The sequence below is a fragment of the Cryobacterium tepidiphilum genome (assembly GCF_003716325.1).
Lineage (GTDB): Bacteria > Actinomycetota > Actinomycetes > Actinomycetales > Microbacteriaceae > Cryobacterium > Cryobacterium tepidiphilum.
Genome location: NZ_RDSR01000023.1, coordinates 32608 through 54489, shown reverse-complemented (window position 1 = coordinate 54489; position 21882 = coordinate 32608). Strand labels below are relative to the sequence as shown.

The 21882-nt window shown below is 70.3% G+C and carries 21 protein-coding genes; 19 read left to right on the top strand and 2 right to left on the bottom strand.

Features of this window, described 5'->3' with window-relative positions:
- The first annotated feature begins 417 nt into the window (after positions 1-417).
- From EEJ31_RS12210 to EEJ31_RS12175, 8 genes are all read left to right on the top strand, one after another.
- Entirely contained in the window at positions 418-1446 is a 1029-nt protein-coding gene (locus EEJ31_RS12210) for a TerC family protein (protein ID WP_123046566.1), read from the top strand.
- Between the two features lie 13 nt (positions 1447-1459).
- Positions 1460-2245 (top strand): PP2C family protein-serine/threonine phosphatase, encoded by a 786-nt coding sequence (locus EEJ31_RS12205; protein WP_233563880.1) that lies wholly within the window; start codon positions 1460-1462, stop codon positions 2243-2245.
- Positions 2246-2362: 117 nt separating this feature from the next.
- Positions 2363-3877: a 3-isopropylmalate dehydratase large subunit gene (gene leuC, locus EEJ31_RS12200; RefSeq protein ID WP_123046564.1), complete on the top strand. Its 1515-nt coding sequence runs from the start codon at positions 2363-2365 to the stop codon at positions 3875-3877.
- 2 nt (positions 3878-3879) lie between these two features.
- Entirely contained in the window at positions 3880-4476 is a 597-nt protein-coding gene (gene leuD / locus EEJ31_RS12195; protein WP_123046563.1) for a 3-isopropylmalate dehydratase small subunit, read from the top strand.
- A 7-nt stretch (positions 4477-4483) separates the two neighbouring features.
- On the top strand, positions 4484-5854 hold the full coding sequence (gene murA, locus EEJ31_RS12190; protein ID WP_123046562.1) for a UDP-N-acetylglucosamine 1-carboxyvinyltransferase: 1371 nt from the start codon (positions 4484-4486) through the stop codon (positions 5852-5854).
- Positions 5855-5861: 7 nt separating this feature from the next.
- Positions 5862-6632, top strand: a complete 771-nt coding sequence (locus tag EEJ31_RS12185) for a lysophospholipid acyltransferase family protein (RefSeq protein ID WP_233563879.1) — start codon at positions 5862-5864, stop codon at positions 6630-6632.
- On the top strand, positions 6622-7761 hold the full coding sequence (locus EEJ31_RS12180) for an NAD(P)H-dependent glycerol-3-phosphate dehydrogenase (protein ID WP_123046561.1): 1140 nt from the start codon (positions 6622-6624) through the stop codon (positions 7759-7761). Before EEJ31_RS12185 ends, EEJ31_RS12180 begins: the two co-directional genes overlap by 11 nt.
- Positions 7664-8785, top strand: a complete 1122-nt coding sequence (locus tag EEJ31_RS12175; RefSeq protein WP_123046560.1) for a D-alanine--D-alanine ligase family protein — start codon at positions 7664-7666, stop codon at positions 8783-8785. Before EEJ31_RS12180 ends, EEJ31_RS12175 begins: the two co-directional genes overlap by 98 nt.
- Positions 8786-8792: 7 nt before the next feature.
- Here EEJ31_RS12175 and EEJ31_RS12170 read toward each other — a convergent pair whose 3' ends face one another.
- Positions 8793-9344, bottom strand: coding sequence for a DUF3515 family protein (locus tag EEJ31_RS12170; protein ID WP_123046559.1), 552 nt, complete (start codon positions 9342-9344; stop codon positions 8793-8795).
- A gap of 179 nt (positions 9345-9523) precedes the next feature.
- Here EEJ31_RS12170 and thiL point away from each other — a divergent pair, with 179 nt between their 5' ends.
- On the top strand, positions 9524-10504 hold the full coding sequence (gene thiL / locus EEJ31_RS12165) for a thiamine-phosphate kinase (RefSeq protein ID WP_123046558.1): 981 nt from the start codon (positions 9524-9526) through the stop codon (positions 10502-10504).
- A gap of 20 nt (positions 10505-10524) precedes the next feature.
- Here the strand turns inward: thiL and rsmD are convergent, their stop codons facing one another.
- Positions 10525-11118: a 16S rRNA (guanine(966)-N(2))-methyltransferase RsmD gene (rsmD, locus tag EEJ31_RS12160; RefSeq protein ID WP_123046557.1), complete on the bottom strand. Its 594-nt coding sequence runs from the start codon at positions 11116-11118 to the stop codon at positions 10525-10527.
- 51 nt (positions 11119-11169) lie between these two features.
- On the opposite strand from rsmD, the gene EEJ31_RS12155 reads away from it, so the two are divergent.
- The 10 genes from EEJ31_RS12155 to mutM all read left to right on the top strand — a co-directional run bounded on the left by EEJ31_RS12155 (position 11170) and on the right by mutM (position 21757).
- Positions 11170-11943, top strand: a complete 774-nt coding sequence (locus tag EEJ31_RS12155; protein WP_233563878.1) for a tetratricopeptide repeat protein — start codon at positions 11170-11172, stop codon at positions 11941-11943.
- A 19-nt stretch (positions 11944-11962) separates the two neighbouring features.
- A complete protein-coding gene (locus tag EEJ31_RS12150) occupies positions 11963-14149 on the top strand; it encodes an ATP-dependent DNA helicase RecG (protein WP_123046556.1) in 2187 nt (728 codons plus the stop codon).
- A 67-nt stretch (positions 14150-14216) separates the two neighbouring features.
- Positions 14217-14705 (top strand): pantetheine-phosphate adenylyltransferase, encoded by a 489-nt coding sequence (coaD, locus tag EEJ31_RS12145; RefSeq protein WP_123046555.1) that lies wholly within the window; start codon positions 14217-14219, stop codon positions 14703-14705.
- Between the two features lie 65 nt (positions 14706-14770).
- Positions 14771-15745 (top strand): AAA family ATPase, encoded by a 975-nt coding sequence (locus EEJ31_RS12140; RefSeq protein ID WP_123046572.1) that lies wholly within the window; start codon positions 14771-14773, stop codon positions 15743-15745.
- Positions 15746-15747: 2 nt separating this feature from the next.
- A complete protein-coding gene (locus EEJ31_RS12135) occupies positions 15748-17043 on the top strand; it encodes a DUF58 domain-containing protein (RefSeq protein WP_123046554.1) in 1296 nt (431 codons plus the stop codon).
- A complete protein-coding gene (locus tag EEJ31_RS12130) occupies positions 17030-19327 on the top strand; it encodes a transglutaminase TgpA family protein (RefSeq protein WP_123046553.1) in 2298 nt (765 codons plus the stop codon). Before EEJ31_RS12135 ends, EEJ31_RS12130 begins: the two co-directional genes overlap by 14 nt.
- A gap of 69 nt (positions 19328-19396) precedes the next feature.
- Positions 19397-19903, top strand: coding sequence for a YceD family protein (locus tag EEJ31_RS12125; protein ID WP_123046571.1), 507 nt, complete (start codon positions 19397-19399; stop codon positions 19901-19903).
- Between the two features lie 2 nt (positions 19904-19905).
- On the top strand, positions 19906-20109 hold the full coding sequence (gene rpmF / locus EEJ31_RS12120) for a 50S ribosomal protein L32 (RefSeq protein ID WP_123046552.1): 204 nt from the start codon (positions 19906-19908) through the stop codon (positions 20107-20109).
- A gap of 32 nt (positions 20110-20141) precedes the next feature.
- Positions 20142-20834 (top strand): ribonuclease III, encoded by a 693-nt coding sequence (rnc, locus tag EEJ31_RS12115; RefSeq protein ID WP_123046551.1) that lies wholly within the window; start codon positions 20142-20144, stop codon positions 20832-20834.
- Positions 20835-20839: 5 nt separating this feature from the next.
- A complete protein-coding gene (mutM, locus tag EEJ31_RS12110; protein ID WP_123046550.1) occupies positions 20840-21757 on the top strand; it encodes a bifunctional DNA-formamidopyrimidine glycosylase/DNA-(apurinic or apyrimidinic site) lyase in 918 nt (305 codons plus the stop codon).
- Positions 21758-21882: the final 125 nt, after the last annotated feature.

The following is a 21882-nucleotide window of genomic DNA, read 5'->3' as shown; positions in this document are numbered from 1 at the left end:
GACGTCGCCCTCTCACGGCGGTAACGCGGGTTCGAATCCCGCTGGGGTCACAACCGCAGAAGCCCTCTCGCGTTCATCGCGGGAGGGCTTCTTTCTTGCCTCCCCGAATGCGAACCCGACGCGCGGGTTGAACGCCGCTGCGCGGGTCGAATTCAACCCGCGCAGCGGCGTTCAACCCGCGGAGCGTGCTGGACGTCGTCGCGCGGGGCAGCGGGAGGGAGCGCAGGCGCGGGCCTCGTCCGCTAGACTTTCCCCAGCGAAGGGGAGTATCCCTCTGGGCCCTGACGGGGTCCTACACCGTGATCGTCAATACGGAGCGTGCTGCCGCGCTCCCGGACACGGTGGTGCCGGATGGCGCGGGAGAGACTTTCGGGTTTCGTGCTGCACTGCGGCACCCCTCACTGAGAAAGGCTCCTCGTGGAACTTGCCCTCCCGCTTCCCTTCGAAATCGGCTCCTTGGTCATCCTGACCCTGATCCTCGTCGCGGACCTGCTCTACGTCTTCAAGCGCCCGCACATCCCCTCCATGAAGGAGGCCGGCCTCTGGGTCGCCTTCTACGTGACCCTTGCACTCGTCTTCACGGTGCTCATGCTGGTGCTCGCCGACGCGGAACACGCGGGACAGTTCCTCGCCGGCTGGCTCACCGAGTACAGCCTGAGCATCGACAACCTGTTCGTGTTCGTGCTGATCATGTCGCGGTTCTCGGTGCCCCGGAAATACCAGCAGGAAGTGCTGATGGTGGGCATCATCATCGCCCTCGTGCTGCGCGGCATCTTCATCCTGCTCGGCGCCTCCCTCATCGAGAACTTCAGCTGGATCTTCTATATCTTCGGAGCCTTCCTCCTCTTCACCGCCATCCACCAGGCCGTCGCCGGCGAGGAGGGCGAAGAGGAGGAGAGCAGCGAGAACGCACTCGTGCGCTACCTGCGCCACCACCTGCGCATCTCCAACTCCTTCGAGGGCTCCAAGCTCCGCACTCTCGTCGACGGCCGCAAGGTGTTCACTCCCATGCTCATCGTGTTCATCGCGATCGGCACGACCGACCTGATCTTCGCCCTCGACTCGATCCCCGCGATCTTCGGCATCACGACGAGCCCGTTCATCGTCTTCACCGCCAACGTGTTCGCGCTCATGGGCCTGCGCCAGCTGTACTTCCTCCTCGGCGGCCTGCTCGAGCGCCTGGACTACCTCAAGTACGGCATCGCGTTCATCCTCGCCTTCATCGGCGTGAAGCTCGTGTTCCACGCGCTGCACACCAACGAGGTGCCGTTCATCAACGGCGGCCACGGGGTCGAGTGGGCGCCCGAGATCAACACGTGGACCTCCCTCGGGGTGATCATCGTGTCGATGGCCGTCGCCACGATCGCCAGCCTGATCAAGGCGCGCCGGGAAGGCCCGCTCACCTCCGTCCAGGCCGACGAGCCGGGCGCGGGAAGCGACAGTTGATACGCTGGGAAACGTGACGGCCACCGGCGAGAGCGACATCGCGTTTGGAAGCTCCCGCCTTCGCGTCCGCTTCAGTTCCCGAACGGATGTCGGGATGGTGCGGAAGGCGAACGAGGACAGCCTTCGCGCGCAGGCGCCCGTCTTCCTCGTCGCCGACGGAATGGGCGGACACGCGCGCGGCGACGCGGCGAGCCAGACCGTGGTGCGGGTCTTCGAGGAGCACATCGAATCCGGCGCACCATCGACGCCCGAGCGCATCCTCGACGCCATCCACTCCTCCAACGACGCCGTGCGTGACCTCAGCACGGCGGGCGACGTGGGCACGGCGGTGTCGGGCACGACCCTGGCCGGTATCGCCTTCGTCGACGCCGGCGCCGACAGCGGATGCCAGTGGATGGTCTTCAACGTCGGCGACTCCCGGGTATACAGCTGGGAGGGCGACCGTCTCCACCAGGTGACGGTCGACCACTCCGCCGTGCAGGAGATGGTCGACGCCGGCCTCCTGGACCCGCAGCATGCCGAGAGCCATCCGGAGCGGAACGTCATCACACGGGCCATCGGCGCCGACGAGTACGTGGACGCCGACGTCTGGCTGTTGCCCGCCGCGAAACACCAGGCGTTCCTCATCTGTTCCGACGGACTCACGAAGGAACTCGACGACGACCAGATCGCCCGCCTGCTCGCGTCGCACACGGGCGAGGACGGCCCCTCGACGGCGGACGTCCTGGTCGAGGCGGCGTTGGGGAACGGCGGACACGACAACGTCAGCGTCGTTGTGGTCCGCGCGATGATATCCTAGAGCGGTGTTGTTGTTCGGTCGACTTCTTCTTTGCCGCGACGAGCCCCTGTCCTGAGGCCGCTCTCGTCGCGGAGTTTGTCGATGGCTGACCACCGATTTCAAGGAAGACGAGCGATCATGACTGACGCACCTATCGCATCCGCCCGCCCGCGCACGCTGGCCGAAAAGGTGTGGGACAAGCACCTCGTCGCCAAGGGCGAGAACGGCAACCCCGACCTGATCTACATCGACCTGCACCTCGTCCACGAAGTGACGAGCCCGCAGGCGTTCGACGGCCTCCGCATGGCCGGCCGCCCCGTGCGGCGACCCGACCTGACGATCGCCACGGAAGACCACAACACGCCGACGATCGGCATCGACCGCCCGATCGCCGACCGCACCAGCCGCACCCAGATCGAGACGCTGCGACGCAACTGCGAGGAGTTCGGCGTGCGCCTGCATTCGCTGGGCGACATCGAGCAGGGCATTGTGCACGTCGTCGGCCCGCAGCTCGGGCTCACCCAGCCGGGCATCACCGTCGTCTGCGGCGACTCGCACACGTCCACGCACGGCGCGTTCGGCGCCATGGCCTTCGGCATCGGCACCAGCGAGGTCGAACACGTCATGGCCACCCAGACGCTGCCGCTGAAGCCGTTCAAGACCATGGCGATCACCGTCAACGGCCAGCTGCGCCCGGGAGTGACCGCGAAGGACATCATTCTCGCCGTCATCGCGAAGATCGGCACGGGAGGCGGCCAGGGCTACGTGCTCGAATACCGCGGCAGCGCCATCCGTGCGCTCTCGATGGAGGGCCGCATGACGATCTGCAACATGTCGATCGAGGCCGGCGCCCGCGCCGGCATGGTGGCACCGGATGAGACGACCTACGACTACCTGAAGGGCCGCGTCCACGCGCCGCAGGGCCAGGACTGGGACGACGCCGTCGCCTACTGGGAGACGCTGGCGACGGACGAGGGCGCCCGGTTCGACGCCGAGGTGATCCTCGACGCCGACGAGCTGGAGCCCTTCGTCACGTGGGGCACCAACCCCGGACAGGGCGTCTCGCTGAGCCAGACGGTGCCGAACCCCGCCGAAATCACCGATGCCAACGAGCGCTCCGCCGCCGAGCGTGCCCTGGAGTACATGGACCTCGAGGCCGGCACGCCCATGAAGGACATCCGGGTCGACACCGTGTTCCTCGGCTCCTGCACCAACAGCCGGGTCGAAGACCTGCGCGCCGCCGCCGAGATCATCAAGGGCAAGACCAAGGCCGAGAACATCCGGATGCTGGTGGTCCCGGGATCGGCCCGCGTGCGCCTGGAGGCCGAGGCCGAGGGCCTCGACAAGGTCTTCCTCGAGTTCGGCGCCGAATGGCGCTTCGCCGGCTGCTCCATGTGCCTGGGCATGAACCCCGACCAGCTGGCGCCGGGGGAGCGGTGCGCGTCCACCAGCAACCGCAATTTCGAGGGACGCCAGGGCAAGGGCGGCCGCACCCACCTGGTCTCCCCGCTGGTGGCGGCCGCGACCGCCATCCGCGGCACGCTGTCGAGCCCGTGGGACCTGCTGCAGGACGAACGCGACAGCGCCGAACGGATCAGCGTCGAGCGGATCAGCGTCGGGGCCGGTGCCCCCATCGAAGAGGGAGCGAAGTAGCCGTGGAAAAAGTCACCACCATCACCGGCGTCGGCGTGCCCTTCCGGCGCTCGAACGTCGACACCGACCAGATCATCCCCGCCGTCTACCTCAAGCGGGTCACGAAGACCGGCTTCGAGGACGCCCTCTTCGCCGGGTGGCGGCAGGACCCCGACTTCGTGCTCAACCAGCCGGCGTACCAGGGCGCGCGCGTGCTCGTCGCCGGCAGCGACTTCGGCACCGGGTCCTCCCGGGAGCACGCCGTCTGGGCGCTCCGCGACTTCGGCTTCCGTGCGGTCCTGAGCCCCCGGTTCGGCGACATCTTCCGCGGGAACTCCGGCAAGCAGGGCCTGCTGGCCGGACAGATCTCCGAGGACGACACCGAGCGGCTCTGGAAGGCGCTCGAGGCGAACCCGGGAATAGACATGACCGTCGACCTTGTTGAGCGAAGTGCACGGATCGGTGAACTCACAGTCAAATTCGAGATCGACGAATACACTAGGTGGCGGCTACTCGAAGGCCTGGATGACATCGGCCTGACCCTGCGTGATGAGGCGCGGATAACAGAATTCGAATCCACGCGTGAGCCCTGGCGGCCCCGCACTCTCCCCGCAAGGTAGGTAATACGTGAGCACACTCGTCGAGGACGCACAGACGCACGGCGCAGCCGTTGGACTCCAGAGCGACCGCATCACCATTCGCGGCGGAATCCCCCTCAACGGGCGGATCGAGCTGAAGGGTGCGAAGAACCTCGTCACCAAGGCGATGGTCGCGGCACTCCTCGGCGAGAGCCCCAGCACCTTGAAAGACGTGCCCAACATCAGCGATGTGCGGATCGTGCGCGGCCTTCTCGAGGTGCACGGCGTCAAGGTGACAGACGGCGCCGAGCCCGGCGAACTGCACCTCGACCCCGTCGATGTCGAAAGCGCCCACTTCGCCGCCATCGACGCGCACGCCGGGTCGTCCCGAATCCCGATCCTGTTCTGCGGCCCGCTGCTGCACCGCCTCGGTGAGGCGTTCATCCCCGACCTCGGTGGCTGCCGCATCGGCGACCGCCCCATCGACTACCACCTCGAGGTGCTGCGCACCTTCGGCGCCATCGTCGAGAAGCTGCCCAACGGCATCCGCATGTCGGCCCCGAACGGCCTCAAGGGCGCCAAGGTGGAGCTCCCGTACCCGAGCGTCGGCGCGACCGAGCAGGTGCTCCTCACCGCCGTGCGGGCCGAGGGCATCACCGAGCTCAAGGGCGCCGCCATCGAGCCCGAGATCATGGATCTCATCAACATCCTGCAGAAGATGGGCGCCATCATCACGGTCGAGACCGACCGGGTGATCCGCATCGAAGGCGTGGAGCGCCTGCAGGGCTACGACCACCGGGCGCTGTTCGACCGCAACGAGGCCGCCAGCTGGGCTGCCGCGGCCCTCGCCACCGAGGGTGACATCTTCGTCGGCGGTGCCCGCCAGGCCGAGATGATCACCTTCCTCAACGTCTTCCGCAAGGTCGGCGGCGCGTTCGACATCCACGAGGACGGCATCCGCTTCTATCACCCGGGCGGTGACCTGAAGCCGGTCGTCATCGAAACGGATGTGCACCCGGGCTTCATGACGGACTGGCAGCAGCCGCTCGTGATCGCCCTGACCAAGGCGCAGGGCGTGTCAATCGTGCACGAGACCGTCTACGAGCAGCGGTTCGGCTTCGTCGACGCCCTCATCGAGATGGGCGCCACCATCCAGATCCACAAGGAATGCCTCGGCGGCCACCCGTGCCGGTTCGGGCAGCGCAACTTCAACCACTCGGCCGTCATCACCGGGCCCACCAAGCTGCACGGCGCCGACATCGAGGTCCCCGACCTCCGCGGCGGATTCAGCCACCTCATCGCGGCGCTCTCCGCCGAGGGCACGTCGACCGTGAGCAACGTCGGGATCATCAGCCGGGGCTACGAGAACTTCATCACCAAGCTGCAGCTCCTGGGGGCCGACTTCGACCTCGAAGGATAGCCGGGCCGTGCCAGACACGACCTCACCATCACCGCGCGTCGGCCGGGAGACCCGGAAGCCCTCCATCTTCTGGCTCCTGGCCGGCATCGTGCTGCCGATCATGAACCTCGCCGCACGCTTCGAGATCGAGGACGCCGTGAAGTTGCCGCGCTCCGGCGCCTTCGTGCTGGCGCCCAACCACTACACCGAGATCGACCCGGTGGTCATGGGCGTCGTCGCGTGGAAGCTCGGACGCCTGCCGCGATTCCTCGCCAAGGCCTCGCTGTTCGACATCCCGGTCGTCGGCGCGCTGCTGCGCTCCTCCGGCCAGATCCCAGTCGCCCGCGGCGGATCCGCCCGCGGTAAGGGGCCGGTGCAGGCAGCCGAGCGCCTCGCCCGCGAGGGCGGCGGCGTGATCGTGTACCCGGAGGGCTCGCTCACCCGCGACCCCAACCTCTGGCCCATGCGCGGCAAGAGCGGCGCGGTGCGGATCGCGCTGGAGCAGGGCATCCCCGTCATCCCCGCGGCCCACTGGGGCGCGCAGCAGCTGATGGGCCGCTACTCGAAACGCATCAGCCTCTTTCCCCGCAAGACCATCCGCGTCAAGATCGGCGACCCGGTCGACCTGTCCGCGTTCGAGGGGCGCCCCCTGGACAGCGCCACGCTCGCCGAGGCCACCGCGGTCGTCATGGACGACATCACGGCACTGCTCGAAGACATCCGCGGCGAAAAGGCACCCGAGAAGCGCTGGAACCCGGCGGACCACGACCAACACGAAACGGGACGTTTTGAGGGCTAAAGCACACCCGCCCGTCGTCCCCGGCACCCGGGTCGCCGTCCTCGGCGCCGGCAGCTGGGGCACGACCTTCGCCAAGATCCTCGCCGACGGCGGCGCCGACGTCGTGCTGTGGGCCCGCCGTCCCGAGCTCGCGCGGGAGATCAGCGAGGGCCGGCGCAACAGCGACTACCTCCCCGGCATCAACCTGCCCGCGCACCTGCGGGCCACCTCCAGCCTCCGGGACGCCCTCGCGGGCGCCGGACAGGTGTTCGTCTCGGTGCCGAGCCAGTCGCTGCGCGAGAACCTCGTCGCCGCCGGCGACCTCCTCGACCCCGAGGCGGTCATCGTCTCCCTCATGAAGGGCGTGGAGCGTTCGTCGGGCCTGCGCATGAGCGAGGTGATCGGGCAGGTGCTGCCGATCGCTCCCGAGCGCATCGCCGCGATCTCGGGCCCGAACCTCGCCCTCGAGATCGCCAAGGAGCAGCCGACGGCCGCCGTTGTGTCGTCGGCGAGCCTCGAGACCGCCCAGGCGGTCGCGAAGCTGGCCACCAACGGCTATTTCCGCTCCTACGTGAACACGGATGTCATCGGCACCGAGTTCGGCGGCGTCCTGAAGAACCTCATCGCGGTCGCGATCGGCATCGTGGACGGCGTCGGGTACGGCGAGAACACGAAGGCGTCGATCATCACCCGCGGCCTCGTCGAGATGACCGACTTCGCGGTCGCCTATGGCGCGCAGCCTGAGACCCTCGCCGGCCTCGCCGGCCTCGGCGACCTCATCGCCACCTCCCAGTCGCCGCTGTCGCGCAACAACACCGCCGGGCGCCTGCTCGGGCAGGGCTACGGCTACAACGATGTGGTCAAGCAGATGCAGCAGACCACCGAGGGACTCGTATCCGTCGGCCCGATCCTCGAACTGGCGCACGCCAAGGGCGTGGAGATGCCCATCGTGGAGCAGGTCAGGCAGGTCCTGGCCGGTACGCTGAATCCCCGGGACATCGCTCCCCACCTCACGACCGACTCGCGGGAACCGCAGGGCGAAAGGACGATTGATGACGGACAAGCTCACGGTGGCGCTGCTCTTTGGGGGGCGTTCAAGCGAGCATTCGATCAGCTGCGCGACGGCGGGCGGGGTCCTCGCGGCGCTTGACCGTTCCCGTTATGACGTCATCCCGGTGGGCATCACCCACGACGGTGCGTTCGTGCTGGAGGACGACGACCCGGCGAAGTTCGCGCTGACGCCGGGCGCGCTGCCCGAGGTCGTCGACAACGGCTCACGCGTGAGCTGGCCCGCCAGCACCACCGAGCGGATGCTGACGGTCACCGATGCGGACGGCACGGCCCGCAGCCTCGGCGCCGTCGACCTCGTCTTCCCGATCCTGCACGGCCCGTACGGTGAGGACGGCACGGTGCAGGGACTGTTCGAACTCGTCGGCCTCCCGTACGTGGGCAGTGGCGTGCTCGCCTCGGCTCTGGGAATGGACAAGCACTTCACCAAGACCGTCTTCCAGCAGGCCGGGCTCCCGGTCGCCCCGTGGCGCACGATCACCGCCGCCGAGTGGGCGGAGGGCCCGGAGACCGCGACCGCCGCTCTCGACGCGCTCGGCCTTCCCGCCTTCGTGAAGCCCGCTCGCGCGGGTTCCAGCGTGGGCGTGAGCAAGGTGTCGACGCCCGACCAGCTGGCAGAGGCGATGACGCTCGCCCTCGCCGAGGACGACAAGGTGCTCATCGAGTCCGGCCTGGTCGGCCGCGAGATCGAAGTGGCCGTGCTGCAGGGGCGCCCCGGCGAACCGACACGCACCTCCGTGGCCGGCGAGGTCGTGGTGTCCGGCCGCGAGTTCTACGACTTCGCCGCGAAGTACCTCGACGCTCCCGGCATCGACCTCGTCTGCCCGGCACAGTTGGCGCCGGCCGAACTGGCCGAGATGCAACGCCTGGCCGTGAAGGCGTTCGACGCGATCGGCGCCGCCGGCCTGGCGCGCGTGGACTTCTTCCTGACCGCCGACGGCTGGGTCATCAACGAGATCAACACCATGCCCGGCTTCACGCCGATCTCCATGTTCCCCAGCTGCTGGCTCGCGAGCGGATTCTCCTACCCGGAGCTCGTCGACGAGCTCGTCGACGTGGCGCTCGCGCATGCGGCGTCGCGGCAGCCGGCGGCCGCCCGGGCGTAGCAGCGCGTCAGTGCGGGGCCGGCGCCGTCGGCGCCAGCGTGACCGGGGGCGTCGCTGCGTCACTCGGCAGCTGCAGGTCGTCGATGCTCGTGCACGCCTTGGACTGCGGGATGACCTTCGCGGTGCCCGCAAGGTCCACGGCGGCCGTCGACCAGCTCACCTTCGTCGTGTCGACGACGACCTCGACGGCCGGGGTGCGGCCGTAGGTGGTGATGCGGATGCGCGGGGCGTCGGAGTCGTCGTTGATCCAGTCGACGCCGTTGATGTTAACGCACGGCAGCGTGGTCGGGCCGGGGATGTCGACCCCGCAGTGTAGGAGCACGGTCGCGGGGTCCCCCCAGGCGCCGGTGCCCTGCGCGTTGGTCTCGCGCTCCGCCTGCCCGGCAACGGATGTCGGCAGGTGCACCACGACGTCGGCGCACGCGGTCGATGCCGCCTGGGGCGCCGGCTCGAGCGGCACGGCCGCCGTGCACCCCGTCAGCGCGGCGGCACCCGCCGTGACGACGAGGGTTGAGCCGAGGAAGCGGCGGGAACGCGGGAGGCGGATTCGGTCGGTCATCCCTTTCAGGCTACCGTCCCCGCCCGGCCGCTCCCGCCCGTCGTGGTCCGTGTGTGACCTCGTTTCGGCGCGGCGCGGCCGCTGGAGCGGGCGCGAACCGCCGGAGCGGGCGCGGCAGCCGGGGTGGGGAAAGAGTGCGGCGGCGGGGAGTCGCCAGCGGATGGGCTACCGTGTCAGGAATGACGACCGAGACACTCGCATCCCTCAGCGAAGGCGACGTGCTGTCCCGCATCTTCCCCCGGCTGCCGGCGGCATCCGCCCAATTGCTCGGTCCCGGCGATGACGCCGCGGTCGTCGCCGCTGGCGACGGCCGCTTCGTCGTCACCACCGACATGATGGTCCACGGACCCGACTTCCGGCTGGCCTGGTCGACGCCGCACGACCTGGGCTGGAAGGCGGCCGCCACGAACCTTTCCGACGTCGCCGCGATGGGCGCCGTGCCCACCGCGCTCGTCGTCGCCATCGCCGCACCCCCGCACACCCCTATCGAGATGATCGAGGGCATCGCCGACGGACTGCGGGACTGCTGTGCGGCGCTCGCGCCCGGCTGCGGCGTGGTCGGCGGCGATCTCTCCGCCTCCGCCACGCTCACCCTCGCCGTGACTGCGTTCGGCGACCTGCAGGGGCGGGCGCCCGTGCTGCGCTCGGGTGCGAGGGCCGGCGACACGATCGCGGCCGCCGGCGTCCTCGGCGAGGCTGGGCGCGGACTCGCGCTGCTGTTCCGGCAGGCGGTGACGAACGACGGCACACCCGACGCCGGCCTCGCCGAAGCGGTGCGCGCGGCCCAGCCGGGGTTGATCGCCGCGCAGCTGGCGCCGTCGCCGCCGGTCGGCCTCGGCGCAGTCGCCGCGCGCGCGGGCGCCACGGGCATGCTCGACGTCTCCGACGGGCTCGCGATCGATGCCGGGCGGCTCGCCCGCGCAAGCGGGGTGGCCGTCGACTTCGACTCCGGGCAGCTGGGCGACGACCCGGATGCCGTGCTGCACGGCGGTGAGGACCACGCGCTCCTGGCGACGTTCCCCGCCGGAACCGCCCTGCCCGACGGCTTCCGGGCCCTGGGCGTGATCCGGGACGGGGCGGGGCAGGTGCTGGTCGACGGGCAGCCGCACGACCAGCGAGGCTGGGACCCGTACCGGGGCTGGGACGGCGCGGCCGGCTGACCGCCCGACTCGCGGGCGGCTCAGGCCACCGAGGTGTACGGCGGCAGCTCCGCCACCCGGGCGTACCAGACGCTCGTGTCGCCGTAGTCCTTGCGCTTCGTGAACTCCAGGCTGGGATCCCAGCCCGGTTCGGGCGAACGCACGTTCCGCTCGACCACCACAACGGCATCCTCTGACAGGAGCGGCGCCAGCATGGCCAGGGCCCGGGCGAGCTCCGCGTCGCCCAGGTCGTACGGCGGGTCGAGGAAGACCAGGTCGTACCGCCCGGTCGCCCCGCTGAGGAACGTCTGCACGGCCTGCGTGCTCACCCTGATGTCGGGGGCGTCGCGTTTCGGCGCGGCGCGGCGCACCGACTCCACGTTCCGCCGGCACAGCTGCGCGGCCCCGGCATGCTTCTCCACGAGGGTGACGGATGCCGCGCCCCGGCTGGCCGCCTCGAGCCCCAGCGCCCCCGACCCGGCATACAGGTCGAGCACCCGCGCGCGCCGGATCGCGTCCTGCGCCTCCAGCGCCGAGAAGATCGCCTCACGCACCCGGTCGCTCGTCGGCCGGGTGCCCTGTTTCGGAACGGACAGTGAGAGAGAACCGGCAAAACCCGAGATGATTCGCGTCATTTGCCACCGAGCCTATCGCCGGGAGACGTGAATCGGTGTAAGCACGAAGGTGTGACCGACTCCATGCCGATCAGCCAGGCCAAGCTCGACGCTCTCTGGGACTTCAGTGATCCCGCCGCCACCATCGACCGTTTCCGGGAGGCGATGGAAGACGACGGCGTGGACGCCGTTGCCCGCGCCGAGCTGACGACGCAGGTGGCGCGGGCCTGGGGCCTCCTCGGCAACTTCGACGAGGCCGAGTCGGAACTCGCGATCGCCGAGGACGAGGTCGACGAACCGTCCGAGCACCTGCTGGCCCGGATCGCGCTGGAACGCGGGCGACTGCGGGTGGCCGAGGGAGCGCCCGACGAGGCCGTGCCGCTGTTCACCCTCGCCGCCCGGCACGCGGCCGCCGATGGCTCGCAGTACCTCGCCCTCGACGCGCTGCACATGCTCGCGCTCGCCGACAACGGGCACCAGGAGGAGTGGGCGGCCGAGGGCTTCTCCATGCTGGGCACGGTCACAGATCCCCGCACCCTCCGCTGGGGCGTGGCCCTGCACAACAACCTCGCCTGGTTCCTGCACGACAGCGGACGCCCCGAGGAAGCGATGCCGCACTTCCAGCAGGCGCTCGCCGCCGCCGAGGAGTACGGCACCGCCGACCAGCGGTTCATCGGCCGCTGGGCGATCGGGCGGTGCCTGCGCACGCTCGGCCGCGTCGACGAAGCCCGGCAGATCCAGGAGGGCCTCGCCGCGGAGCGGCCGCGGGATCGGTTCGTGAAGGAAGAACTCGACGCCCTCGGCGGCGAGGACACGGGCACCGCCCACGGCACGCCGGGGGAGTGACGCAGCCTACGATCGAAGCATGACGACTCCGGAAACCGGCGTTGGTCTCGACAGTAAGCTCTCGAACGTTCTCGGCGGCCGCACGGCCACCGCCCTGTCCAAGGCGTTCGCCATGGTCACCGTCGGCGACCTGCTCAGCCACTACCCGCGCCGGTACGCGCGCCGAGGCGAGCTGACCGCCCTCGACGAACTGCCCCTCGACGAGATGGTCACCATCGTCGGCGAGGTGCGCGACGTGCAGAAGCGCGCCATGAAGCAGCGGAACGGGTCGATCGTCGAGGTCACCATCACCGACGGTTCGGGACTCCTCACCCTCACCTTCTTCAACCAGGCCTGGCGCGCCGACGCCATCAAACGCGGCATGCGCGGCATCTTCGCCGGGAAGGTCTCGAGCTACAAGGGGCACCGGCAGCTCGCGCACCCCGACTTCCAGCTCTTCGACGCCGACGACGCTCCCGCGCTCCTGGCGGGCGGCCCCGCCGCCGAACGATGGCTGAACACGCCCATCCCGATCTACCCGGCCACGAGCACCGTCGCCAGCTGGCAGATCCAGAAGTCGATCGGCGTCGTGCTCGACAGCCTCGGCCCGGTTCCCGATCCCCTTCCCGAGGATGTCCGCACCTCCCGTCGCCTGCTGACGCACGGACGCGCGCTGGAGCACATCCACCGGCCCGAGACGGATGCCGACTGGCGCGCCGCACGCGACACGCTGCGGTTCACCGAGGCGTTCGTGCTCCAGACGGCGCTCCTGCAGCAGCGGGCGGAGGCGCGGAACGAGCCGGCGGTGCCGCGCGTGCCGAAACCGGGCGGCTACCTGGAGCGCTTCGACGCCGCGCTGCCGTTCCGCCTCACATCCGACCAGGAAACGGTCGGCGCGGACATCGCCGCCGACCTCGCCCGCAGCTGGCCGATGAACCGGCTCGTGCAGGGGGAGGTCGGGTCCGGAAAGACCCTCGTCGCGCTCCGCGCCATGCTCGCCGTCGCCGACTCCGGCGGGCAATCGGCGCTCCTGGCGCCGACCGAGGTGCTCGCGGCCCAGCACCTTCGCTCGATCGTGCACGTGCTCGGGCCCGACCTCGCGGCCGAGCTGATGCCCACACTCCTGACCGGCCAGCTGGCCACGGCCGAACGGCGCAAGGCGCTTCTTCGCACCGTCACCGGTCAAGCCCGCATCGTGATCGGCACCCACGCCCTCCTCGGCGACCGCGTGGACTTCTTCGACCTCGGCCTCGTCGTCGTCGACGAGCAGCACCGATTCGGCGTCGAGCAGCGCGAGGCGCTCCGGCAGAAGGGCGCCACACCGCCGCACGTCCTCGTGCTCACGGCCACACCCATACCCCGCACCGTCGCCATGACCGTCTTCGGCGACCTCGAGGTGAGCACGATCCAGGAACTGCCGGCCGGCCGGCCCGGCATCGCCACCTTCGTCGTCGCCCCCGCCGAGCGGCCCGCCTGGGAGACGCGCATCTGGGAACGGGTCGCGGAGGAACGCGCGCTGGGCCGCCAGGCCTTCGTGGTGTGCCCGGCGATCGCCGCGAGTGAGGGTGAAGAGGGTGAGGAGCTCGAAGCGGCGCCGGAGGGCGGCGCCCGGCCGCCGGCATCCGTTGAAACGGTGCTCGCCCAGCTGCGGACGAACCCGGCCCTCGCCGGCGCCGGCATCGCGGCCCTGCACGGGCGGATGCCGTCGGAGGAGAAGGACCGCGTGATGCTGCAGTTCGCGGCCGGGGCGGTGGACGTGCTGGTGGCCACGACCGTCATCGAGGTCGGCGTCGACGTCCCCAACGCCTCGGTCATGGTCGTGCTCGACGCCGACCGGTTCGGCGTCTCCCAGCTGCACCAGCTGCGCGGTCGGGTCGGACGCGGGACGATTCCGGCGCTGTGCCTGCTCGTGACCTACGCCGAGGCCGACTCGGTGGCCCGGGAGCGCGTCGACGCCGTCGCGGCGACGCTCGACGGCTTCGAGCTCGCTCAGGTGGACCTCGATCTGCGGCGGGAGGGCGACGTGCTCGGCAGCCTGCAGTCGGGCGGCCGATCGTCGCTGCGCCTGTTGCGCGTGGCGAGCGACGGCGCTCTCATCGCCGACGCCCGCGTGGCCGCCGGCCACGTCGTCGACTCCGACCCGTCGCTCGCCGAGTTCCCGGCGCTCGGCAGTGCCGTTGCACGCCGACTGGACGACACCGCCCGGGCCTCGCTCACCAAGAACTGACGCGGGGAAGGCAGTGAGTCTCCTGAAGGGCTCTGGTGTGCCGCCTGCGGCGCGCTAGGGTAACGGTATGCAGAGGATCGCCGTCGTTCCCGGATCGTTCGACCCGGTCACGCTCGGGCATCTCGACGTGATCGAGCGGGCCGCGGGCCTGTTCGACGAGCTGCATGTCCTCGTGGTGCACAACCCCGGCAAGACGGCGCTGCTGCCCATCGCGCAGCGCGTGTCGCTCATCGAGCAGGCCATCGAGGGCACGCCATACCGGGGCAACGTCATCGTGTCGTCCTGGAGCATGGGGCTCCTGGTCGACTACTGCACGGATGTCGGTGCCAGCGTCCTGGTCAAGGGCATCCGCTCGCAGGTCGACGTGGCCTACGAGACCCCGATGGCCATCGTCAACCGCAACCTCGCGGGCGTCGAGACGGTCTTCCTCCTGCCGGATCCCGCCCACGCCCACGTCTCGAGTTCGCTCGTGCGGCAGGTCGCCGCACTCGGCGGCGACGTGGCCCCGTACGTTCCGGCTGCCGTCGCCGCCCTGCTGCAAGGGTCTCGGGTGTGAACACCGCGCCGCCCACGTCCACCCTCACCGACGAGCCGCTGGCATCGCGGGAGGACAGCCAGGCGATGCCGATCGCCCAGCTGCAGGCATACGGGGAACGCATCCTCGCCAACATCCAGACCGTCATCGACGGCAAGCCGGAGTCGGTGCTCACCGCGCTGACCGTGCTCCTCGCGGAGGGGCACCTGCTGATCGAGGACATTCCCGGGGTCGGCAAGACCATGCTCGCCAAGGCGCTCGCCCGCTCCGTCGACTGCAGCATCAACCGCATCCAGTTCACCCCCGACCTGCTGCCCTCCGACGTCACCGGCGTCGCCGTATTCAACCAGTCCGAGCGCCGCTTCGAATTCAAGCCCGGGCCCGTGTTCGCCAACATCGTCATCGGCGACGAGATCAACCGCGCCAGCCCCAAGACCCAGTCGGCACTGCTGGAGTGCATGGAAGAACACCAGGTCACGGTCGACGGCATCACCTACGCGCTGTCGCGGCCGTTCACCGTCGTCGCCACCCAGAACCCGATCGAGATGGAGGGCACCTACGCCCTCCCCGAGGCGCAGCGCGACCGGTTCATGGCCCGCATCTCGATGGGCTACCCCGACCACGAGTCGGAGCTGGCCATGATCGACGCCAGGGACTCCTCGAGTCCGCTCACCCGCCTCGAACCCGTCGTCACGGTGGAACAGGTGCGCGCGATGATGCTCGCCGCCCGTGCCGTGTTCGCGTCGACGCCCGTGAAGCGATACGCCGTCGCGATCGTGCGGGCCACCCGCGACGACCACGACCTGCGGCTCGGCGCGAGCCCGCGGGCCAGCCTGCAGCTCATCCGCGCGGCCAAGGCGAAGGCGGCGCTGGACGGGCGTGACTTCGTGCTCCCCGACGACATCGACGCGCTCGCGATGCCGGTGCTCAGTCACCGGCTCGTCCCTAGCAGCCGCTCCCTCGGCCACCACCACCAGGACACCGGCGCCCTCGCCGACGAGGTGGTGCGGCGGATCATCGCGGCCACCCCCGTGCCGATGGGCGTCCAGAGCCGAGCCTGATCATGCCTGCCATCCCGCGGCCGCGCCCGTGGACCCCCCGATTCAGCCTCCGCGGGGCGGGGTTCCTGGTGGCCGGTGCCGTGCTCGTGGGCTACGCGGTGCTGAACGACGTGAGTGAACTCCTCTTCGTCGGCTGGCTCCTGGCGGCCCTTCCCCTCATCGCACTCGCCTCCGCGATCCTCCGGCCCGTGCGCGTGGAGGTCACCCGCCGCTTCGCACCCGACATCCCCGCGGGGGGAAGCCCGACCCGCGTCGTCCTCACTGTTCGCAACCTCTCCCGCAAGCCGCTTGCCGGCACCCGCTGGCGCGATGGCACCCCGCCGCAGCTGGCCGCGGGTTCCGGCGGCCGGGTTCCGGTCCTCGCCGCGGCCGGGAGCAGCAGGCGCGACACGGTCCTCCTCGACTACAGCCTCATTCCCGGGCGTCGCGGCGTGTACCCGGTCGGCCCGCTGCTGCTGCTGTGCACCGACCCCTTCGGCCTGGCATCCTGCGAGCGGCCGGTCGGCGGAACGACCGACCTGGTCGTGACCCCGCGGGTCACCGCCCTCCCCGGGCGCCGCAGCGGGTTCGCCCGCGAGGAGGGGGACGTGCACGAGCTCCTGCGGCAGTCCAACGCCGACTCCGAGGAACTCATCGCGCGCGAGTACCGGCCGGGTGACCCCGTCCGCCGGGTGAACTGGCCCGCCACCGCCCGGCGGGGCGAGATCATGGTGCGCCAGGAGGAACAGGGCGGAAGCCCGGAAGCCGTCGTCATCCTCGACACCGCCCTCGCCGGCCGCGGCCGCCACGAGGGCAGGGACGAGCACGCCTTCGAGATCGCGGTGGAGCTCACCGCCTCCATCGGGGTTCACCTCATCGCCGGCGCCTTCCGCGTGCACGTCGTCGAACTCGGCACCAGCCAGCTGGCCGTTGGCGAGCCGCGCGGGGGCACGGGTGCCGGCGTGTTCGGCCCCCCGGGCGGCGATCGGACGCTGCTCGAGGGACTCGCATCCGTCGTAACGGTGACGCCCGCCCAGGGGGATGACCGCTGGCGCGGCCGCGGGTTGTACTCGTCGCGCATGCCCGCCTTCGCGATCCTCGTCGACATCGACGAGGACGACGGCGCGTTCCTCGCCGCGCTCCGCTCCCGGTATGAGCCGGCGGTCGCGTTCGTGCTCGACACCATGGCGGCGGCCCGCGTGGACGCACTGGCCGAGGCCGGCTGGCGCTGCATCCCGATTCGATCGGCGAGGGACATCGCCGAGGCGTGGTCGGCGGGGCAGCAGGCGATGTTCGGGGGCGTCGATGTCGCTCGCTGAGAACGCTCGCGCCCGCGGCACCGCCACGTTGCCGCTCACGGCGGCCCTGGCCGTGCTCATCCTGGTGGCCTGCACGTGCCTGGCGCCCGTGCTCCGCGGGGGCGCGTGGTGGTTCGCGCTCGCCTTCGTGACCGTTGCCGTGCTGTTCAGCGCGGCAGCGCTTCGACGCGTGGGTTTCCGCCTGCCGCCACTCGGCGCATCCGCTGTGCTGCTGGGTCTCGTCACGCTCGTGTTCGGCGGGGGCACCGGGTTCCTGGGCATCATCCCCACAGCCGACACCCTCGACCGATTCACCGTCCTTGTGCGCGCCGGCTTCCGGTCCATCCAGCAGCAGAGCGCTCCCGCCGTCGCCGAGGAGGGCATCGTCTTCCTGCTGGTCTGCGCCGTGGGCGTCGTCGCCGTCGCCATGGAGTTCCTCGCGGTCGGCAGGCGGCTGCCGGCCGTGGCCGCGTCACCGCTCCTGGTGGTCGTGGTCCTGCCCGGGCTCATCGTGCAGGGCGGGGCGGGCGCCTTGAGCCTCGTGCTCACCGCGTGCGCGTTCCTGCTCCTTCTGGCCGTCGATGTGCGTCAGCGCCGGTTGCCGGCACCGGATGCGGGACCCGGCGTCCCGGCATCGGCCCCCGTGCGCGGCACGGCCGTCGTCGTCGGCGGGTTCGGCGTCGTCACCGCGCTGGTGCTCAGCAGCAGCATGGCCGGCCTCGCGCAGGGAGCGCCGAACGGCAACGGTCCGGCCGGCCTGCTGTTCGGCTCGGGCGTGCGCACCATGATCGACCTCGGCGACGACCTGCGCCGCCCGGACGCCGTGCTCGCGCTGCACTACTCGACGAACGCGTCGGAGCCGCCGTATCTGAAGCTGCTCACCCTCGACACCTTCCAGGGAGCGACCTGGACGGCCAGCGAATCAACGCCAGAACCCGAGAACACGCCCGAGTTCATCCCGCGCCCGCCGGGACTCTCCTCGGAGGTGGAGACCGCGACCACGAAGACCTCGATCGTGGTGGACGGGGTGCGCACCAAGTGGCTCCCCGCGCCGAGCCCCGCCACCCGCGTGGAGGGGCTGCGCGGCACGTGGAAGTGGAACAGCGACACCGGTGCGATCGGTAGCACGCGGTCGACGACGAGCGGCCAAGACTACTCCGTCACGGCCCTGCAGCTGCTGCCCACCGCCGAACAGCTTCGCCGGTCCGACGGCGCCTACCCCCGTGATGTGCTGCGCTACCTCGACCTGCCGTCGCAGTACCCCGCCATCATCCACGACACCGCCGTCACCGTGACCGGCGGGTCCGGGTCGTCCTTCGACGCCGCGGTCGCGCTGCAGGACTACCTCCGCGGGAGCGAGTTCACCTACGACACCGACGCCCCGGTCAGCAAGGACTACGACGGCGCCGGGGCTGAGGTGATCGCCGCCTTCCTGGAGGCCAAGCGCGGCTACTGCGTGCATTTCGCCTCCGCCATGGCCGTCATGGCACGCACGCTCGGCATCCCGTCGAGGGTCGTGGTCGGCTACCTGCCGGGCACCCGCGAGGCGAACTACGGCGAAGGCGCGCGGCGGTTCAATGTCACGTCGCACGACCTGCACTCCTGGCCCGAACTGTACTTCACCGGCGTCGGGTGGGTTCCCTTTGAGCCGACACCCGGGCGGGGCGCCGTGCCCGAGTACGCCACCCCGGAGACGAGCACCACCGGCATCGACCCCGGCACCGGCTTGCCGTCTAGCGCGGCGCGGCCCACCGACGACCCGACAGCGGATGACCCCACCGCGGCCAGCGGCGCCGCCGCCGTCACCGACACCGGTATCCGCGCGGGCGACCTCGCACTCGTCCTCGCGCTCGCCGTCATCCTCGCTCTCGTTCCCGGCAGCGTACGCGCGCTTCGGAGTGCGCGCCGCCGGCGGGCCATCCGCACGGGGACAGCCGGCCCCGACATCGCCTGGCTCGAGCTCCGGGACACCGCCCTCGACCACGGGATCCCGTTCCCCGAGACGGAAACGCCGAGGGAGCAGGCCGCCCGGATGGAGGCGACGATGGCGCTCTCGGGGAAGCCGGACCCGGCGTGGCACGAGGCGCTACGGCGCCTGCTCAGCGCCCAGGAACGCGCCAGCTACGCCCGGCCACAGCAGGGCGCAGGCGACAGGCCGCGGCTGGTGCGCGATCTCGACATCGTCACGGCAGGAATCAGCGCCCAGGCGGGGCGCCAGGGACGCTGGCGCGCACGCATGCTCCCGGCGTCGCTGTGGCCGCTCGCCCTCTCGGGAAAACGCGAGGTCGCCCCGCGTAGACTCTGAGCCGTGAGTAGCTTCAAGAAGACGCCGTACACCGTGGATGTTCGCGACCTGGTCAACCGGCCCGGCGCCATGCAGGAACGGACCCTCGACATCCGTGTGCCCGAAGACCTCGGCGAGGGTCTCGTGGCCGTCAGGAAGGACTCCGTGCTCGACACCGACGTGCGCCTGGAGTCGGTGCACGAGGGCATCCTCGCCACCGGTGAGGTCACCGGCGTCGCCGCCGGAGTGTGCGGCCGGTGCCTGACCGACATCGAATTGCCGGTCCAAGTCGAGTTTCAGGAGCTTTTCGCGTACTCTTTAGACGAAGCTTTTGAGTTTGAGGTTCAAGACGACCATGTGGATCTTGAACCGCTGATCAGGGACGCGGTCGTGTTGTCACTTCCGTTCCAGCCGGTCTGCCGGCCGGATTGCCCAGGTCTCGACCCGGAGACCGGCAGGCGACTGGCCGAATCCCCGGAACTCAGCCCGCAAGACGTGCCCGATCCCCGGTGGTCGGCACTGGCCCAATTCCAGGCTTCCCAGGACATCAGCGCGGGTGCGAGCACCCATGCTGACACGGAGAGAGAAGAGAAGTAGTCATGGCAGTTCCCAAGCGCAAGCAGTCACGCGCCAACACCCACGCGCGTCGTTCGCAGTGGAAGGCCGAGGCCCCCACGCTCGTCAAGACCGTCGAGAACGGCAAGGTCACCTACAGCCTTCCGCACCGCGCCAAGGTCGTCGAAGACTCCGCCGGCACCGCGCTGTTCATGGAGTACAAGGGCCGCAAGGTCGCCGACGTCTAACAACTGACGAAAACTGGCGAAACGACGAACCCGTGACCGGTGTGACCGCCGACGTGTCCGCCCTGCAGGCGGTCCTCGGCGTGCGCATCGAGCCCGGGCTGCTTGACCTTGCCCTGACGCACCGCTCCTACGCGTACGAGAACGGTGGCATTCCCACCAACGAGCGCCTGGAGTTCCTGGGCGACTCGATCCTCGGCCAGGCCGTCACCGTCATGCTGTATCGCGAGTACCCGGCGCTCGGGGAGGGAGACCTCGCCAAGCGCCGGGCCAGCCTGGTGTCCAGCGCCGCTCTCGCCGAGGTCGCCCGCGGCATCGGCCTCGGGCAGTACATCCGCCTCGGCCGGGGGGAGACCCTCACCGGAGGCCGGGAGAAGGCCTCGATCCTCGCCGACACCGTCGAAGCGCTCATCGGGGCCGTGTACCTCGACGCCGGCGGAGAAACCGCGACCGAGGTGGTCATGCGCCTGCTCGCCCCACTCCTGTCTGACCCGGAGCGCTTCGGCGCCTCGATGGACCCGAAAACCAGCCTGCAGGAACTCGCCGCCCGGCGGGGAGCCGGCGTCCCCGTCTACACCGTCGACGAAAGCGGCCCCGACCACGCGAAGGTCTTCCTCGCGACCGTCGCGGTCGGTGAGCTGGTGACCGCCCAAGGCGAGGGAACCAGCAAGAAGCACGCCGAGATGGCGGCCGCGCTCGAGGCGTGGACGCGCCTGTCCGCGCACTAAAGCGCATGCCCGAACTCCCCGAGGTCGAGGTCGTCCGCGCCGGCCTGGCACCGGCCGTCACCGGCGCCAGCATCGACGGCGTCGAGGTCTTCGACGACCGGTCCCTTCGCCGCCACGACCGTGCGAGCGGCGACTTCGCCGACCAACTGCAGGGACGCGGCATCCACGCCGCCGTTCGACGCGGGAAGTTCCTCTGGATGCCCCTGGAGGGCGGACGCGCGCTCGTCGCGCACCTCGGCATGAGCGGCCAGGTGCTGCTTCGCACGCCGGGCCAGCCCGCGGAACGGCTGCTGCGCATCCGCTTGCAGCTGGGCCACCCGGCGCACGGGGAGCTCTGGCTCGACTTCGTCGACCAGCGGATCTTCGGCAGCATGGCCGTCGACCGCATGCTGCCGACAGCCGACGGGCTGCCCGCCGGCCACTCCGGCGAGGTGAGCGGGCCGTGGTCGCAGCTGGTGCCCTCGCAGGTCGCGCACATCGGCCGAGACCCGCTCGACCCGGGCTTCGACGATGAGGCGTTCCACGCCGCGCTCTCCCGGAAGCGCTCGGGCATCAAACGCGTGCTGCTCGACCAGACGCTTGCCAGCGGCATCGGCAACATCTACGCCGACGAGGCGCTCTTCATGGCGGGGCTGCACTATGACCAGCCCGCCGACTCGCTCGACCGAGGCGAGGCCGAGCTGCTGTTGGCATCCGTGCGGACCGTGTTGCAGAATGCGCTGGCCGAGGGCGGCACGAGCTTCGACGCCCAGTACGTGAACGTCAACGGACAGTCCGGCTACTTCGCCCACAGCCTGCTGGCGTACGGGCAGCACGGCAGGCCGTGCAGCCGGTGCGGCACCACCCTGGTGCGGGAGCGCTTCATGAACCGCTCGTCGCACTTCTGCCCCGCCTGCCAGCCCCTCCGCCCGATACGCGAGTGAGCAGTTTCTGCGGGAAGACGCGACTCATAACCGCAGAAACTGAGCACTCGCGCACGGGGGAGGGGCCGCGCGGGACGGGGTGCCGGGTTGACGGGGGCGCGTCGGGTACGGTAGGTGCGATCCGA